Raw genomic sequence first — 14,928 nt, 5'->3', positions numbered from 1 at the left:
GCTGCGTCTTTCCTCCGGGCATGAACGCCTCTAAGCATGTGGGGCAACCCGCCACGGCGCAGCATGACCTCAGGCGATTCGACCCCGCTTCCTCCGCGCCGCCCGACGCTCCCGCGTCCCGGCCTGCGGCGAGGCCGTGCATGACCGGCATCGGCGCAGCCGTTCCGCGGCAGGGTGCGAGCCCGCTGCTCGCCGTCGCGATCGCGCTGCTCTCCGGCACGGTGATCGCGCTGCAGATCGTCGTCATGCGCATCTTCGCCGTCGGCAGCTGGGCCCATTTCGGCTCGATGGTGGTGAGCCTGGCCATGATGGGCTTCGGCCTCACCAGCGTCGTCATGTGCGCGGCGAGCGGCTGGTTCGAGCGCCGCGGCTGGGCGGTGGCGACGGCGGCGCTGATGCTGTTCGGCCCGCTGCTGGTCGGGTCCAACCTCCTTGCCCAGCAGATCCCGTTCAACGCCATCTTCCTGGTGTCCGATCCCGCTCAGAAATGGCGCCTGATCGGCAATCTCGGCCTCTACCTCCTGCCCTTCACTGCCGGCGCGGTGTTCCTCGGCGCGGTCTTCCTCAAGGCGCGCGCCGTCTTCGCCCGCGTCTATTTCGCCGACCTCGTCGGCGCCGGCGCCGGCGGGCTGGTCACCCTCGTCAGCCTCTATGCCTTCCGGCCGGAAAACCTGATCCTGGTGCCGCTCGCCCTGTGGTTCCTCGGCGCCCTCACCTGGCTCGCCTGGCGGCCGGGGCGCGGCGCGGCGGCGCTGCTCGCCCTGGCCGCGCTCGTCGCCGTGGCGGCGCAGCTGGCGCTGCCCGACATGCTCGGCCTCTCGCGCCTGGCCGTGTCGGACTACAAGGGCGTGGCCTATGCCCGCAAGTTCCCGGACGCCAGGCTCGTCTACGAGAACGCCTCGCCCTTCGGCTTCCTCGAGGTCTATTCCAGCTCCTACCTGCACTTCGCCCCGGGCCTGTCCGACAACGCCGCCTTCAACCTGCCCGAGATGCCCGCCAACGCCTATCTCGGCATGTATATCGACGGGGAGGGCCCGTTCGGCATCATCCGCAACCTTTCCGAGAAGGACGAGGCCTATTTCCGCTACCTGCCGATGGTCTATCCCTATCTGGTGAAGACGAAGCCGGACACTTTCGTCGTCCAGTTCGGCGGCGGCATCTCCACGGCGGTGGCGCTGCGCTATTCCGACCATGTCACGGTGGCCGAGGCCAATCCGGAGATCCTCAGGGCCTTCCGGCAGGACCAGACGATCCGCGACTTCACCGGCAACGTGCTCGCCAACCCCAAGCTCTCCGTGGTCGACTATGACGGGCGGCTCTACCTCGCCCACACGCCGCGCCGCTACGACGTCATCGACCTCAGCCTCGCCGACTCCGCCGGCCTGTCGAACCCCGGCGGCTTCGCCATCGTCGAGAAATATGCCTATACCCGCGAGGCGATGGAGAGCTACATGCGGGCGCTCGCGCCCGGCGGCGTGCTCTCGGTGACGCTGTGGAACAAGGAAGAGCCGCCGAAATCGGTGCTGAAGCTCTACGCCACCATGGTCGAGGCCGCCCGCGCGGTCGATCCCGCCCCGGTGGAGGACCGCTTCTTCGCGGTGTCGAGCTATCTGTCCACCACCACGGTGCTCTACAAGCGCGGCGGCTTCGCTCCCGATGAGGTGGGCAAGCTGCGCGAGCAGACCCGCGCCCTCTCCTTCGACGCCGTCGCCTATCCCGGCTTCGCCTTCGACACCGCGCAGGTGCAGCCCACCTTGCAGGCCTATCGCAACGGCATCTTCGGCGACGGCGGGGCGGCCAAGCCCGCCGGCGGGGATGTCGACCCGACCGCGCCGCCGGATGATCCGACGCAGGCCGCCGAGCCTCCAGCGCCCGCGCAGGTGCCCTCGACCACCATGGGCCAGATCGCCTGGCATGCGTTGCTGCACGGCGGCTGGGGCGACATCGCCCGGGACTATGTCTTCGACACCCGCGCCCTCACCAACGACCGGCCTTACTTTGCCGCCTATGTAAAGCCGCTCGACCTGCCCAAGGTCACGGACCGGCTCGACCTCTTCCAGGACGAGTGGGGCTATCTCCTGGTCTGGGCCACCTTCGTCATCGCCGTCCTCGCCGCCCTCGTGCTGATCGCGGTGCCGGTGGTGATGAGCTGGCGAACCATCTTCAGCCGCTATCCCGGGCACTTCCGGACGATCCTCTATTTCGCCTGCCTCGGCCTCGGCTACATCATGGTGGAGGTGGCGCTGATCGCCAAGTTCACCGGCCCGCTCGGCAATCCCACCATCTCCGCCTCGATCCTGATCACCGGCATGCTGGTGTGCTCGGGCTTCGGCAGCCTCGCTGCCGAGCGCTTCCTCGACCGGCCGCGCGCCGTGCTGCCGGTGGTGCTGGCGGCGACCGGCCTGCTGCTGATCGGCTATGGCTTCGCGCTCGACCCGGTGCTGGATGCGATCGGCGCCTTCTCCTATGGCGTGCGCATCCTCGCCTGCTTCGCCATCATCGCCCCGCCGGCCTTCCTGATGGGCTTTCCCATGGCCACCGCCATGACCTGGCTCGGGCGGCTCGGCAAGGAGCCGATGTTCATCTGGGCCTGGGGCATCAACGGCTCCTTCTCGGTGATCGGCGCCGCGGCCGTGCCGATCCTCGCCACCGCCTTCGGCCTCTCGCAGGTGCTGGCGGCGAGCGGCCTGTGCTATCTCCTGGCCGTGCCGGCCTTCTTCGCCATCCTGCTGCCGGGGCGTGCCGCCCCCCGCCCGGTGCCGGCATGACCGCGCGACCCGCCCGGCCGAAGCTGCGCCTCGCCCTTGCGGCGGTGCTTGCCGCCGCGCTCGCCAGCCCGGCCGGGGGCGCCGGGGCCAAGGCCACCCATCCCCTGCGCCATGCCAAGTCGGCCCTGGTGGCCTTCGATGTCTCGCCCTTTCCCTATGACGGCGTCATCCCCGACAAGGGCGTGCCCTTCCTCGACGTCTCGCAGGACGGTCGGCGCGGCCATACCTCGCCGCGCGGCGGCATCCGCTGGCTCGACGAGACCTACAGCGACCGCCGGGTGCTGCTCTACCTGCCGGCTGGCTTCGACCCGCGCCGCCCGGCTGTCATGGTGGTCTTCCTGCACGGCAACGGGGCGACGCTGGCGCGCGACGTCGCCGGGCGCCAGCGCGTGCCCGAGCAGCTCGCCCGCTCCGGCCTCAACGCCGTGCTGGTCGCCCCGCAATTCGCGGTCGATGCCCAGGATTCCAGCGCCGGCCGCTTCTGGGAGCCGGGCACCTTCGACGCCTTCCTCAACGAGGCGGGCGAGCGCCTCGCCGCGCTCGACGGCGATCCCGCGGCCAAGCCTGCCCTGACGCATCTGCCGGTGGTCCTGGTCGCCTATTCCGGCGGCTACCTGCCGGCCGCCTACGCCCTCGCCGTCGGCGGCGCCGGCGAGCGGGTGCGCGGCGTCGTGCTGCTCGATGCGCTCTACGGGGAGGTCGACAAGTTCGCCGCCTGGGTGGCGCAGCGCCGGCCGCCCGCCTTCTTCTTCAGCGCCTATTCCGATTCCTCTCGTTCCGGCAACGAGGCCCTGAAGGCGATGCTGGCGCAGGCCGGCGTCGCCGTCGCGACCGGCGCCGGGCCAGACATGTCCAAGGGCGCGGTCACCTTCCTCGATGCCGGCGCGGGCATCGACCATGGCGGCTTCGTCACGCAGGCCTGGGTGGCGGACCCGCTGCGCTGGGTGCTGGCCCGCATCCGTGGTTATGCCAGGAAGGGGCGGTGATGCCTTGCGGCCGCCATATTATGACGCAAGGGAATGGGCGCGGCGCCGCGATCGGCTGCCGACTCGAACCTCGGGAGCTGCCGTGAACAGGCGCCATTTCCTGTCCTCCGCCGCGGCCGTGCTGGCCGGCGCCCTCGCGCCGCGCCCCGCCCGGGCCGACATCAAGACCCCCTTCGCCTGGGACATCGCGCCGCCGATGGACGGCGAGAAGGCCTTCATCCAGTGGATGCAGGAGAACCGCGGCGAGGATCCGGCCTTCCTGGCCCAGCGCTGGCACCGCTTCCAGGTGATCGTCGCCAACAAGGACGCCGTCGACGCCGCCAACAAGCGCGCCTTCCTATTGACCCCGCGCGAGGAGTTCGTGCTGAAGCCGAACCTCTCCCGCGCCTATGAGAGCGCCTTCCTCGACATCGGCTACGGCGTCACCATCTCCGGCCCGCACCTGGTGGCGCGCATGACCACGGCCATCGACGTTAAGCAGGGCGAGAAGGTGCTCGAGATCGGCACCGGCTCGGGCTACCAGTCGGCCTATCTCTCCCACCTCACCGACAAGGTCTTCACCATCGAGATCATCAAGCCTCTGGCCGAGCGCACCCGCGGCGTCTACGACGCGCTGATCGCCAAGGGCTACGGCGAGTTCAAGGCCATCACCTCCAAGAACGCCGACGGCTACTACGGCTGGGAGGAGAACGGCCCGTTCGACAAGATCATCGTCACCTGCGGCATCGACCATATCCCCCCGCCGCTGCTGCAGCAATTGAAGCCCGGCGGCATCATGGTCATCCCGGTCGGGCCGCCCGGGGCCCAGCACGTGCTGAAGGTGGTGAAGCAGCAGGCCGCCGACGGCACGCTCACCGTCGCCCGCTCCGACATCTACAACGGCCGCATCGTGCCGTTCGTGCCGTTCACGAAGCTGGAAGGGGATGTGATCAAGGGCACGCACTGAGGGGCCCGCCCGTGGGCCGTCTCGGGGGGGGGATAATCAACACAATGTTGAATTTTTATCCATTCTAGATAGAATAGATAAAAAGGAACCACCGAGATGAAGGTCACGTCCACCGAATTCCAGCAGAACGTCGGGCGCTATCAGGACGCGGCGCAGCAGGCGCCGGTCGCCATCACCAAGAACGGCCGCACGCACACGGTGCTCATGTCGGCCTCATTCTTCGAGATGGTCATGAAAGGCCGCGTCGCTCGTCCCGTCGAGGATCTGGACGATGACACGCTGAAGGCCATCGCCAAGAGCGCGGTGCCGGCCGAATACGCAGACCTCGACGACCTCATCAAAGACTGGAAAGCGTGAGCATCCCGAAGCCGGTCCCTGGCCTCGTCATCTCCTACTCCTATCTCTGGGCTCGCGAGCACGGCAAAGGAGCTGAAGAAGGCTCCAAGGCGCGCCCGTGCGCCATTGTCGCGGCGCGCCAGATCATCGAAGGTCGCGAGGTCGTATCGGTTGTTGGTATCACGCATACGCCGCCCGTCGATCCGGCCGACGCCGTGGAAATTCCGGCTGTCTTGAAAGTGCATCTCGGGTTGGACGGTGCGCCGTCATGGATCGTCGTGACGGAAACCAACGATTTCCTGTGGCCGGGTCCCGACCTGAGGCCGGTTTCCCGATCGAAGCCCGCGAAGTTCGACTATGGCATGCTGCCGCCGCGCTTCTTCGCCCATGTTCGTGATCGGCTTCTGCAAGTCCACCTGCGTCGTCGGTTGAACCGCGTATCGCGCACCGAATAGCGGACATCGGCCTGACCCGGGGGGCGGCGCCTCCCGCTACTGGTTGTGCGTACCGCGGATGCCGCCGTCCTCCAGCTTGGTGAACGGCACGAAGTTGACGATGCTGCCGTTGTAGATGTCCGAGCGCGCGACGCGGAAGCTGCCGTCGGCGGCCTGCTGCTTCACCACCTTCAGCACGTGCTGGGCGCCGGGCGGGCCGACGGGGATGACCATGATGCCGTCCGGCTTCAATTGCTGCAGCAGCGGCGGGGGGACGTGGTCGATGCCGCAGGTGACGATGATCTTGTCGAAGGGCGCGTTCTCCTCCCAGCCGTAATAGCCGTCGGCATTCTTTGTGGTGATGGTCGTGAGCTCCCGGTAGCCGCGGCCGATCAGGCTGTCGTAGAGGCGCCGGGTGCGCTCGGCCAGCGCCCGAATGATCTCGATCGACCAGATCCGGTCGGTGAGATGGGAGAGATAGGCCGACTGGTAGCCCGAGCCGGTGCCGATCTCGAGCACCTTGTCGCCGCGCGCCACCGCGATCGTGTTGGTCATGCGCGCGACGGTGTGCGGCCCCGTGATCGTCACGCCGTAGCCGATGTCGAGATAGTGCCACTCATAGGCGCGCGACAGGTTGGCCGACGTCACGAACTCCTCCCGCGGCGTCAGCAGATAGGCGCGCTTGTCGCGCTCGTCCCAGAGGTCGTGATGGGCGAGGAGCTGGAGATAGCGGTCCCAGCGCTGGCCGAGGAACCCCGGATCCTCGCCGCGGTTCTCCCGCATCCAGGCGACGAAGGCCTCGCGCCCGTCGAGCGGCGGCGCCATGTCCCAGTCGAAGGGGACGGGGACATGGCCGGCCGCCCGGGCCGCCGCCGGCGCCAGCGCCGCGGCGAGGCCGCCCGCCGCCCATCCCAGGACTTCGCGTCGGTCCATCGCCGATCCTCCCTGCGCTCCCTGGCGCGATCATGCGCCCGCCCGCGCCGGCAGGCTAGCTTGGGATGATGAGGGGGGAATGAGCGACCCGCGCGCACGAAAGCCGCCGGCGGGGCCGGCGGCTTCGGGGATCGGCAGGGAGGGAAGGTCAGTCGCAGATTTCCTTGGTGCGATAGACGTATTCGCAGGAATAGTCGTCCCAGACGCGGAAGGAGACGGTGCGGCAGTAGCTGGGCTGGTAGTAGGTCTGCTGGTAGCCGTAGTTGTATCCGCCGTAGCCGTAGCCGCCGTAGCTGCGATAGTGGGCTTCCGAGGCGGTGGTGGCGGCGCCCAGGGCGCCGGCGGCCAGAACGAGGGCGAGAATGGTCTTGCGCATTGTCGTGGATCCTTGCCTTGAGCGCCCTTGCGGTGTTGCCGGGCTTCGATGCAAGGACCCTACCCCCGGCCCGCCCCGGCCACTGTGCGCGTGTGCACAGGCTGCACGCGGCCCGGCGCGGCGTCCGCCTGCTTCAGCGCGGCAGGGGCAGCTCGGTGGTCTTCTTGATGGTCTTGAGGACGATACTGGAGCGCAGCGAGGCCAGGCCCCCGGCCGCGGCGATCAGCCGGTCGATGAAGTCGCTGAGATGGGCGAGGTCGCGGGTCATCACCTTCATCAGAAAATCGGCATCGCCGGTCTGCGAATAGCACTCCACCACCTCGCTCGCCCCGAGGATGAACTTGTGGAAGGCGCCGTTGGCGACCTCGTCGTGCGAGCGCAGGCTGACCAGGGAATGGGCGACGACGGTGAGGCCGACCAGCTCCGGATCCAGGATGGCGACGATCTGCCTGACATAGCCCTGCTCCTTCAGCCGCTCCAGGCGCCGCGCGCACTGGGTCGGGGAGAGGTGGACGCGCTCCGACAAGTCGACATGGCTGATGTCGCCGCGCTGCTGCACGGCGGCGAGAATGCGCAGGTCGAAGCCGTCGAGCTGCATGGGGTGTTCCCTCCGAAATCCCCGGCCGTGCGGGAAGGCGCCATGGAATTTCACGATCATGCAGGATTGCTGCGCAAATTCCAGATCCATGCAGGAAGCGCTCCAAGATTCCGGTAGCGCCCCTGCGTTTTGCAGGGAACGCGCGGCGCGGCCGGCCTAGCATCTCGCCAATCGCAATCACCGGGGAGGAGACGATGTTCGAGGCACTGGCCGAGCAGCCGTCGGACAGCCTGCTGGCGCTGATCAAGGCCTTCGCCGCCGATCCCCGGCCGGGCAAGATCGACCTCGGCGTCGGCGTCTATCGCGACGAAGAGGGCCGCACCCCGGTCATGGCCGCGGTCAAGGCGGCCGAGACCATCCTGCTGCGCGAGCAGGACAGCAAGAGCTATCTCGGGCCGGAAGGCGACGTCGCCTTCGTCGAGCGCCTCGCGCCGATCGTCCTCGGGGCGGAGCAGGCCGCCTCGCCCCGCCTCGCCGGCATCCAGACCCCCGGCGGCAGCGGCGCCCTGCGCCTCGGCGCGGAGCTGGTCGCGGCCGCCCGCCCGGGCGCCCGGGTCTGGCTGGGCATGCCGAGCTGGCCGAACCACGCGCCCGTGCTCAAGGCCGGCGGCCTCGTCGTCACCTCCTACGAGGCGGTCGACCTCGCCGGCCAGACCCTGCTCTTCGAGGCGATGATCGCCGCGCTGTCGCAGGCCGCGGCCGGCGACGTGGTGCTGCTGCACGGCTGCTGCCACAACCCGACCGGCATCGATCCCGACGCGGCGCAGTGGCGGGTCCTGGCCGACCTCGTCGCCCGGCGTGGCCTCGTGCCCTTCGTCGACCTCGCCTATCAGGGCCTCGGCCGCGGCCTCGAAGAGGACGCCGAAGGCCTGCGGACGGTGCTCGCCGCCGCCGACGAGGCGCTGGTCGCTTATTCCTGCGACAAGAATTTCGGCCTCTACCGCGACCGCACCGGTGCGCTCTACGTCCTCGCCCGCGACGCGCGGGCGGCTGGCGCGGTCGCAAGCAATCTCAAGGCGCTGTCGCGGGTCAACTGGTCGATGCCGCCGGACCACGGCGCGGCCGCGGTGCGCCTCGTCCTGGAGCGCGACGACCTCGCGGCGCAGTGGCGCGGCGAGCTCGCCGCCATGGCCGAGCGCATCCGGGCGGTGCGCACGGCACTGGCGGCCCGCGAGCCGCGCCTCGCCTTCGTCGCGGCGCAGAACGGCCTGTTCTCCAACCTGGCGATCGACCGGTCAGGGATCGAGGCCCTGCGCGCCAGGCATGGCGTCTACATGGCCGATTCGGGGCGCATCAATCTCGCCGGCCTGCGCCTCGCCGAGGTCGACCGCCTCGTCGCCGCCCTCGATGCCGTCGGCGCCTTCGCCGGCGCGCACTGATCCTTCCCGTCCGACAAGGGGTGAGCACCATGCTGGAACGCACCAGATCCACCGAGGCCACCGGCGGCGCGGCCATCGTCGATGCGCTGCTGGTCAACGGCGTCGACACGCTGTTCGGCCTGCCCGGCGCCCAGATGTATCCGCTGTTCGACGCGCTGCAGCAGCGCGCCGACCGGATCCGCACCTATGGCGCCCGCCACGAGCAGGCCTGCGGCTACATGGCCTTCGGCTATGCCCGCTCCACCGGCCGTCCCGGCGTCTATGCCGTCGTGCCCGGTCCGGGCGTGCTCAACACCACGGCCGCCCTGTGCACGGCCCAGGGCTGCAGCGCCCCGGTCCTGTGCATCACCGGCCAGGTCCCGGCTTCCTTCCTCGGCAAGGGGCGCGGCCATCTCCATGAATTGCCCGACCAGCTCGCCACCCTGCGCTCGCTGACCAAATGGGCCGAGCGGATCGAGCGGGTCGAGGACGCTCCGGCTGTCATCGACGAGGCTTTCCGGCAGATGCTGTCGGGCCGCCCCGGGCCGGTGGCGGTCGAGATGGCCTGGGACGTGATGGCGTCCCGGGCGCCGGTCGTGCCGTTCCCACCGGCCTCCATGGCGCCGGCGCCCGCCCCGGCGCGCGAGGCGGTCGAGGCGGCGGCGCGGCTGCTGGTCGAGGCACGGCATCCGATGATCATGGTCGGCAGCGGCGCCCAGCATGCCGGCGAGGCCGTGCGCGCCCTGGCCGAGGCGCTGGCCGCGCCGGTCGCCGCCTTCCGGGGCGGACGCGGCGTCGTGCCGGAGGACCACCCGCTGGGGGGCTCCTGCGTCGCGGCCCACCGGCTCTGGCCGCGCACCGACGTCCTCCTCGGCATCGGCTCGCGGCTGGAGATGCCCTACATGCGCTGGGCCGGCATGATGACCTGCGTGGAGCGGCCGCAGGCGCCGCCGCATCTCGTCCGCCTGGACATCGATCCCGCCGAGTTCGGCCGGCTGATGCCGGATGTCGGCGTCCTCGCCGATGCGCAGGAGGGCACCTGGGCGCTGGTCGAGGCCATCAGGCGGCTGAGGCCGCAGGGGCCGGCGGATCCGGCCGGCGCCCGCGCCGCGATCGCCGCGGCCAGGGACGAGGCGCGCCGGGCGGTCGAGGTGGTGCAGCCGCAGCTCTCCTATCTCGACGTCATCCGCGACGTGCTGCCGCGCGACGGCATCTTCGTCAACGAGCTCTGCCAGGTCGGCTTCGCCGCCTATTTCGGCTTTCCCGTCCTCGGCGAGCGCACCTATATTTCCGAAGGCTACCAGGGCACGCTCGGCTTCGGCTTCCCCACGGCGCTCGGCGTCAAGGCGGCGCATCCCGGCCGGCCGGTGGTCTCGATCACCGGCGACGGCGGCTTCCTGTTCGCGGTGCAGGAGCTGGCGACCGCGGCCCAGGAGGCGATCGGCCTGGTGACCATCGTCTTCAACAACGGCTCCTACGGCAATGTGCTGCGCGACCAGCAGCTCGGCTTCGGCAACCGCCTCATCGGCTCGGTCCTGCACAACCCCGACTTCATGCAGCTCGCCGCCGCCTTCGGCGTCGAGGGGCACCGGGTCGACGAGCCGGCCGCGCTCCGCGCCGTGCTGGGCCCGGCCCTGGCGAGCGGGCGCCCGGTGCTGATCGAGGTCGCGGTGCCGCGCGGCTCGGAGGCCTCGCCCTGGCCGTTCCTTCATCCCAAGCCGGCGGCCTGACCACGAGGCCGGCAAGCAAAAAAAAGCCGCCGGGGGAGCCGGCGGCTTGAGGGAGGAGGGAGAAGCGAGGAGAGAAGAGAGTGGATCAGTCGCAGATTTCCTTGGTGCGATAGACGTATTCGCAGGAATAGTCGTCCCAGACGCGGAAGGAGACGGTGCGACAGTAGCTGGGCTGGTAGTAGGTCTGCTGGTAGCCGTAGTTGTATCCGCCGTAGCCGTAGCCGCCGTAGCTGCGATAATGAGCCTCGGAAGCGGTGGTGGCAGCGCCCAGGGCGCCGGCGGCCAGAACGAGAGCGAGAAGGGTCTTGCGCATTGTCGTGGGTCCTTGCCTTGAGCGCCCTGGCGGTGTTGCCGGGCTTCGATGACAGGACCGTAATGTTTCCCCGCTCCGGCCACTGTGCGCGTGTGCACAGGCTGCACGCGGCTCGGAGTGCCGGCTCTATTCGACCTCGCGGACGCGGCCCGCCAGCGTCTTCGCCACGAAGTCCGGCAGGCCGAGGCCGGCCTTGACCGCGGCATCCAGCGCCGCCTCGGCCGCGCGCACCGCATCGAGCCGGGCGATCACCGCATCGATCTCCTCGAAGGGCACGACCACCACGCCGTCCGGATCGGACAGCACGATGTCGCCGGACGCCACCAGCGTGCCGGCCAGGATCACCGGCAGGCCGACGCGGCCGGGCCCGTTGCGGGCCGGCGAGTTGGGCGTGACGCTGGCGGCGAAGCAGGGCAGGCCGAGGGCGCGGATGCCGGCGACGTCGCGCACCGCCCCGTCGGTGACGAAGCCGACGGCGCCGCGATTGCGGGCCATGCCGAGCAGCAGGTCGCCGGTGACCGCCGCCTCACGGAACCCGTCCGTGGCCGCGACCAGCACGTCGCCCGGCTGCAGACAGGGCAGGGCGGCGAACAAGGCGAGGTTGTCGGCCGGCCCGGCCTCGCAGGTGAGGGCGACGCCGCAGATCACCGCCTGCTCCGCCACCACCGGCTTGATCGCGGCGGCCAGCGCCCCGCGTCCGCCGAGGGCGTCGACGGCGAAGCCGGTGGGCACGCCGGTGAGCGCGGCGATCTGGGCGGTCGATGGGCGGCGCGCGGGCCGGCGCAGGGTGATCAGGGGGGCGTCTTCGATCATGACGGGACTCCGGCATTGGCAGCTCGGCGCCAATCTCCGTTGCCGGGCGCCGCCTGTCCATGCTTGACTTGAGCCCGGCCGGCCGCCCCACAGAACGCGCGAGGCCGGGAGCAAGGGATGACGCCCCGATCGGAACGCTGGCGCGAGGCCGCCATCAGCATCGCCGCCATGCGCGATCTCGCACGCCGGACCCTGCCGCGGCCTGTGTTCGACTTCGCCGACGGCGGCGCCGAGGACGAGCGCACCCTGCGCCGCAACGAGGCGGCCTTCGATTCGATCGAGCTGCTGCCGCGCCCTCTCGACGGCGCTGCCACACGGGACCTCTCGGTGGAGCTGTTCGGCCGCCGGCTTTCCCTGCCGGTGCTGATCGGCCCGACCGGCCTCGCCGGGCTGTTCTGGCCGGGCGGCGAGGCCGCCGCCGCCCGTGCCGCGGCCGCCGCCGGCACGGCCTATTGCCTCAGCCATGGCTCGGTCTGCCGCCTGGAGGACCTGCCGGCTGGCGGCCCGCGTTGGATGCAGCTCTTCATCTATCGCGAGCGCGGCTTCACCGAGGCGCTGGCGCAGCGTGCCGCCGAGGCCGGCTACGACGCCCTGGTGCTGACGACGGACAACCAGCTGCTCGGCAACCGCGAGCGCGACCGGCGCAACGGCTTTCGCATCCCGCCGCGCTTTCGCGCGGTCGACCTGGCGCTGATGGCGACGAAGCTCGCCTGGTTGGCCCGGATGCGGCCGGAGCTGCCGCGGATCACCTTCGGCAACTACGTCCGGCCCGGCGAGAGCGCCGATCTCGCCGCGCTGGCCGGCCGCATGGCCTCGCTGCTCGATCCCGGCATGAGCTGGGCCGATGTCGCCTGGCTGCGCCGGCTCTGGCACGGGCCGCTGCTGCTCAAGGGCGTCCTGCATCCGGAGGAGGCGCATATCGCCGTCGACCATGGCATCGACGGCCTGATCGTCTCCAACCATGGCGGGCGCCAGCTCGACGGTGCGGCCGCGGCGATCGACGCCCTGCCGGCCGTGCTGGCGGCAGTGGAGGGGCGGGTGCCGGTGCTGGTCGACGGCGGCCTGCGCCGCGGCGTCGACGTGGTCAAGGCGCTCGCCCTCGGCGCCCGCGCCTGCCTGATCGGCCGGCCGCAGCTCTGGGGCCTGTCGGTGGCGGGCGAGCCCGGCGTGCGCCATGTGCTCGAGCTCTATCGGAGCGAGATCGACCGGGCGATGGGGCTGATGGGCGCGGCGAGCCTGACGCGGCTCGGTCCGGACCTGCTGCGCCGGCGCGAGGTCCTGACCCCATTGACGCAGAGTTAACCTTATCGGGCGAAGCTGCTCAACTGACAGCTTTGCAGGGTCGCCCATGCCTGCCCGGGTTGCAGATGAGCCCCGTCGGATCGCCAGCGGCGTGATCGCCGTCGGCGTGCTGCTGCCGCTGTCGCTCGCCTGCCTCGGCCTCCTGCCTCGTCCGGGCCAGCCGGTCCTGGTCTTTGCCGCGCCGTCCGCCGGCCCTTCGGCGAGCGCCCGGCTGGTGGCGGCCGCCGGCGGCACCGTCCTGGCGCCCGGGCCTCTCGCCGATGCGGCGCTCGCCCGCTCCGATGCGCCGGATTTTGCGGCGCGCCTCTACGCGGCCGGCGCGCTGCTGGTGGTCGATGCCGCGCTCGCCGGACCCTGCACCGCCACGCCGCGATCCGATCCGTCCTTGGGGAGTTCCTGACATGCTCGGCCTCGACGCGCTGCGCCGCAGCTTCGCGCCCGTTGCCATCGCCGTCCTCGTGCTCGACGGCCTCGTCGCCGCCGGCGCGGCGCTGTGGCGCGGCAGCGAGCTCTGGCCCTGGATCGTCGGCATCGCCGCCGTCCTCGTCCTGCCGAATGCCTGGCTGTGCTGGTCGCGGCCGACCGCGCCGCTGACGCGCGACCTCTCCGGCATCGCCATCGCCATCTTCCCGGCGCTGCTGCTGCTGGCCTTCCGCGGCTCGCCGCTGCAGATGGACATGCACATGGTGTTCTTCGCCAGCCTCGCCATCCTGGTGGCCTGGTGGGACTGGCGCCCGATCGTCCTCGGCGCGGCCGCCATCGCCCTGCATCACCTGGCGCTCAACGTCTTCTACCCCCTGGCGGTCTATCCCCAGGGCGCCGACCTCATGCGCACCCTGCTGCACGCGCTCGTGGTGGTGATCGAGGTCGCCGCGCTGGTCTTCGCCGTGGCCAGGCTCACCCAGGCCTTCTCGGCGTCGCAGGCCGCGCTCGACACCGCCGAAGCCGCCCGCACCGCCGCCGAGACGCTGGCATCCCGCCTCGCCGCGGCGCAGGACGAGGCCGGCCGTCGCGGCCGGGTCGAGGCTGCCGTCACCGAGTTTCGCGGCCGCGTCGCAGCGATCCTCGGCGAGATGCGCGGGGATGCCGGCCGGATGGAGCGGACGGCGCAGGACCTCAAGGGCGTCGCGGTCGATGCCGGCACGCTGGTGCGCGAGGCCGGCGCCGGCTCGGCCGCGACGGCCGGCCATGTCGCCGAGGTGGCGAGCGCGGCCCAGTCCCTGGCCACCGCGATCGGCGAGATCGGCGCCCATGCCGGCGAGGCGACCGGCGTGGTGCATCGCGCCGCCGAGCGCGCGGGGCGGACCAATGCCTCGGTGCAGGGGCTGGCCGAGGCGGCTCGCAAGATCGGGGAGGTGGTCGGCCTGATCCGCGACGTCGCCGAGCAGACCAACCTGCTCGCCCTCAACGCCACCATCGAGGCGGCGCGGGCCGGCGAGAGCGGCAAGGGCTTCGCCGTCGTCGCCGCCGAGGTCAAGGCCCTCGCCACCCAGACCGCGCGGGCCACCGACGCCATCGCCGAGCAGGTCCGCGGCATCCAGGGCTCGACCGACGAGGCGGTGGTCGCCTTCCGCGAGATCGGCACGGTCATGGACGAGGTCGGCGCCATCACCGACGCCATCGCCGCGGCGATCGCCCGGCACGGCGCCGCCACCAGCGAGATCGCCCACAACATCCGCGAGGCCGCCGACGGCACCGGCCGCGTCTCGGGCGCCATCGCCCGCGTCTCCGATGCCGCCGACCGCGCCCGCGAGGCCGCCGGCACGGTCGGCGGCGCCTCCGAGCAGCTGGGCGCCCTCACGGGCCGCCTCACGCAGGAGCTCGACGCCTTCGAGCGGGCCGTCGCCGCGGCGTGAGGGACGCCGTCCGGGCGCCAGCCCGCTTGCCGCGTCCGGCGCCCCCCTTCCCGCCTGGCCATGCCTTCGTTGCAAATGCCACCCGTCTTTGCAGGCGCCTGTCCTTCTCGTAGTCTGGTGGAGGGGTTTGCAACCGGGGGCATGCTATGCGGGGGCTGGCAACGTTCGTCTTGTGCATG

The 14,928-nt window shown here is 71.0% G+C and carries 15 protein-coding genes; 10 read left to right on the top strand and 5 right to left on the bottom strand.

Features of this window, described 5'->3' with window-relative positions; all coding sequences use genetic code 11:
- Positions 1–140 precede the first annotated feature (140 nt).
- The 5 genes from QO011_RS31765 (at position 141) to QO011_RS31745 (ending at position 5,491) form a co-directional block, all read left to right on the top strand.
- Positions 141–2,768 carry a spermidine synthase family protein gene (locus tag QO011_RS31765; RefSeq protein WP_307281492.1) on the top strand — a complete coding sequence of 876 codons (2,628 nt, stop codon included), beginning with the start codon at positions 141–143 and terminating at the stop codon, positions 2,766–2,768.
- Positions 2,765–3,754: an alpha/beta hydrolase family protein gene (locus tag QO011_RS31760; RefSeq protein WP_307281490.1), complete on the top strand. Its 990-nt coding sequence runs from the start codon at positions 2,765–2,767 to the stop codon at positions 3,752–3,754. The genes QO011_RS31765 and QO011_RS31760 overlap by 4 nt, the downstream gene beginning before the upstream one ends.
- Positions 3,755–3,836: 82 nt before the next feature.
- Complete coding sequence (locus tag QO011_RS31755) at positions 3,837–4,700, top strand: protein-L-isoaspartate O-methyltransferase family protein (RefSeq protein WP_307281488.1); 864 nt, start codon at positions 3,837–3,839, stop codon at positions 4,698–4,700.
- A gap of 96 nt (positions 4,701–4,796) precedes the next feature.
- Positions 4,797–5,057: a type II toxin-antitoxin system Phd/YefM family antitoxin gene (locus tag QO011_RS31750; RefSeq protein WP_307281485.1), complete on the top strand. Its 261-nt coding sequence runs from the start codon at positions 4,797–4,799 to the stop codon at positions 5,055–5,057.
- Complete coding sequence (locus QO011_RS31745; protein ID WP_307281481.1) at positions 5,054–5,491, top strand: hypothetical protein; 438 nt, start codon at positions 5,054–5,056, stop codon at positions 5,489–5,491. Before QO011_RS31750 ends, QO011_RS31745 begins: the two co-directional genes overlap by 4 nt.
- A 36-nt stretch (positions 5,492–5,527) precedes the next feature.
- On the opposite strand, the gene QO011_RS31740 is transcribed toward QO011_RS31745, so the two are convergent.
- The 3 genes from QO011_RS31740 to QO011_RS31730 all read right to left on the bottom strand — a co-directional run bounded on the left by QO011_RS31740 (position 5,528) and on the right by QO011_RS31730 (position 7,377).
- A complete protein-coding gene (locus QO011_RS31740) occupies positions 5,528–6,403 on the bottom strand; it encodes a protein-L-isoaspartate O-methyltransferase family protein (protein ID WP_307281480.1) in 876 nt (291 codons plus the stop codon).
- A 148-nt stretch (positions 6,404–6,551) separates the two neighbouring features.
- On the bottom strand, positions 6,552–6,779 hold the full coding sequence (locus QO011_RS31735) for a hypothetical protein (protein ID WP_307281478.1): 228 nt from the start codon (positions 6,777–6,779) through the stop codon (positions 6,552–6,554).
- Positions 6,780–6,912: 133 nt separating this feature from the next.
- The gene (locus QO011_RS31730; RefSeq protein WP_307281475.1) at positions 6,913–7,377 is read right to left on the bottom strand and encodes an Lrp/AsnC family transcriptional regulator; all 465 of its coding nucleotides are present in this window, start codon (positions 7,375–7,377) and stop codon (positions 6,913–6,915) included.
- A 194-nt stretch (positions 7,378–7,571) separates the two neighbouring features.
- Here QO011_RS31730 and QO011_RS31725 point away from each other — a divergent pair, with 194 nt between their 5' ends.
- Positions 7,572–8,756 (top strand): amino acid aminotransferase, encoded by a 1,185-nt coding sequence (locus QO011_RS31725; RefSeq protein ID WP_307281472.1) that lies wholly within the window; start codon positions 7,572–7,574, stop codon positions 8,754–8,756.
- A 29-nt stretch (positions 8,757–8,785) separates the two neighbouring features.
- Positions 8,786–10,465: a thiamine pyrophosphate-dependent enzyme gene (locus QO011_RS31720; RefSeq protein ID WP_307281469.1), complete on the top strand. Its 1,680-nt coding sequence runs from the start codon at positions 8,786–8,788 to the stop codon at positions 10,463–10,465.
- 85 nt (positions 10,466–10,550) lie between these two features.
- Here QO011_RS31720 and QO011_RS31715 read toward each other — a convergent pair whose 3' ends face one another.
- Positions 10,551–10,778 carry a hypothetical protein gene (locus QO011_RS31715; RefSeq protein WP_307281467.1) on the bottom strand — a complete coding sequence of 76 codons (228 nt, stop codon included), beginning with the start codon at positions 10,776–10,778 and terminating at the stop codon, positions 10,551–10,553.
- A gap of 126 nt (positions 10,779–10,904) precedes the next feature.
- The gene (locus QO011_RS31710; protein ID WP_307281464.1) at positions 10,905–11,591 is read right to left on the bottom strand and encodes an RraA family protein; all 687 of its coding nucleotides are present in this window, start codon (positions 11,589–11,591) and stop codon (positions 10,905–10,907) included.
- A gap of 117 nt (positions 11,592–11,708) precedes the next feature.
- Between QO011_RS31710 and QO011_RS31705 the strand changes: the two genes are divergently transcribed.
- The 3 genes from QO011_RS31705 (at position 11,709) to QO011_RS31695 (ending at position 14,749) form a co-directional block, all read left to right on the top strand.
- Complete coding sequence (locus QO011_RS31705) at positions 11,709–12,893, top strand: alpha-hydroxy acid oxidase (RefSeq protein WP_307281463.1); 1,185 nt, start codon at positions 11,709–11,711, stop codon at positions 12,891–12,893.
- Positions 12,894–12,984: 91 nt separating this feature from the next.
- Positions 12,985–13,293, top strand: a complete 309-nt coding sequence (locus tag QO011_RS31700) for a hypothetical protein (RefSeq protein ID WP_307281460.1) — start codon at positions 12,985–12,987, stop codon at positions 13,291–13,293.
- A 1-nt stretch (position 13,294) separates the two neighbouring features.
- Entirely contained in the window at positions 13,295–14,749 is a 1,455-nt protein-coding gene (locus QO011_RS31695) for a methyl-accepting chemotaxis protein (protein WP_307281457.1), read from the top strand.
- Positions 14,750–14,928 lie beyond the last annotated feature (179 nt).

Source organism: Labrys wisconsinensis, assembly GCF_030814995.1.
GTDB classification, from domain to species: Bacteria; Pseudomonadota; Alphaproteobacteria; order Rhizobiales; family Labraceae; genus Labrys; species Labrys wisconsinensis.
Note: the sequence above shows the minus strand (reverse complement) of the source record. Positions and strands in the feature narration are given on the sequence as shown.

Coding starts and splice junctions, on each gene's coding strand:
- QO011_RS31740 (WP_307281480.1), bottom strand. CDS start 6,403: ATGGACCGACGCGAAGTCCTGGGATGGGCGGCGGGCGGCCTCGCCGCG.
- QO011_RS31725 (WP_307281472.1), top strand. CDS start 7,572: ATGTTCGAGGCACTGGCCGAGCAGCCGTCGGACAGCCTGCTGGCGCTG.
- QO011_RS31735 (WP_307281478.1), bottom strand. CDS start 6,779: ATGCGCAAGACCATTCTCGCCCTCGTTCTGGCCGCCGGCGCCCTGGGC.
- QO011_RS31715 (WP_307281467.1), bottom strand. CDS start 10,778: ATGCGCAAGACCCTTCTCGCTCTCGTTCTGGCCGCCGGCGCCCTGGGC.
- QO011_RS31760 (WP_307281490.1), top strand. CDS start 2,765: ATGACCGCGCGACCCGCCCGGCCGAAGCTGCGCCTCGCCCTTGCGGCG.
- QO011_RS31710 (WP_307281464.1), bottom strand. CDS start 11,591: ATGATCGAAGACGCCCCCCTGATCACCCTGCGCCGGCCCGCGCGCCGC.
- QO011_RS31720 (WP_307281469.1), top strand. CDS start 8,786: ATGCTGGAACGCACCAGATCCACCGAGGCCACCGGCGGCGCGGCCATC.
- QO011_RS31750 (WP_307281485.1), top strand. CDS start 4,797: ATGAAGGTCACGTCCACCGAATTCCAGCAGAACGTCGGGCGCTATCAG.
- QO011_RS31695 (WP_307281457.1), top strand. CDS start 13,295: ATGCTCGGCCTCGACGCGCTGCGCCGCAGCTTCGCGCCCGTTGCCATC.
- QO011_RS31730 (WP_307281475.1), bottom strand. CDS start 7,377: ATGCAGCTCGACGGCTTCGACCTGCGCATTCTCGCCGCCGTGCAGCAG.
- QO011_RS31705 (WP_307281463.1), top strand. CDS start 11,709: ATGACGCCCCGATCGGAACGCTGGCGCGAGGCCGCCATCAGCATCGCC.
- QO011_RS31765 (WP_307281492.1), top strand. CDS start 141: ATGACCGGCATCGGCGCAGCCGTTCCGCGGCAGGGTGCGAGCCCGCTG.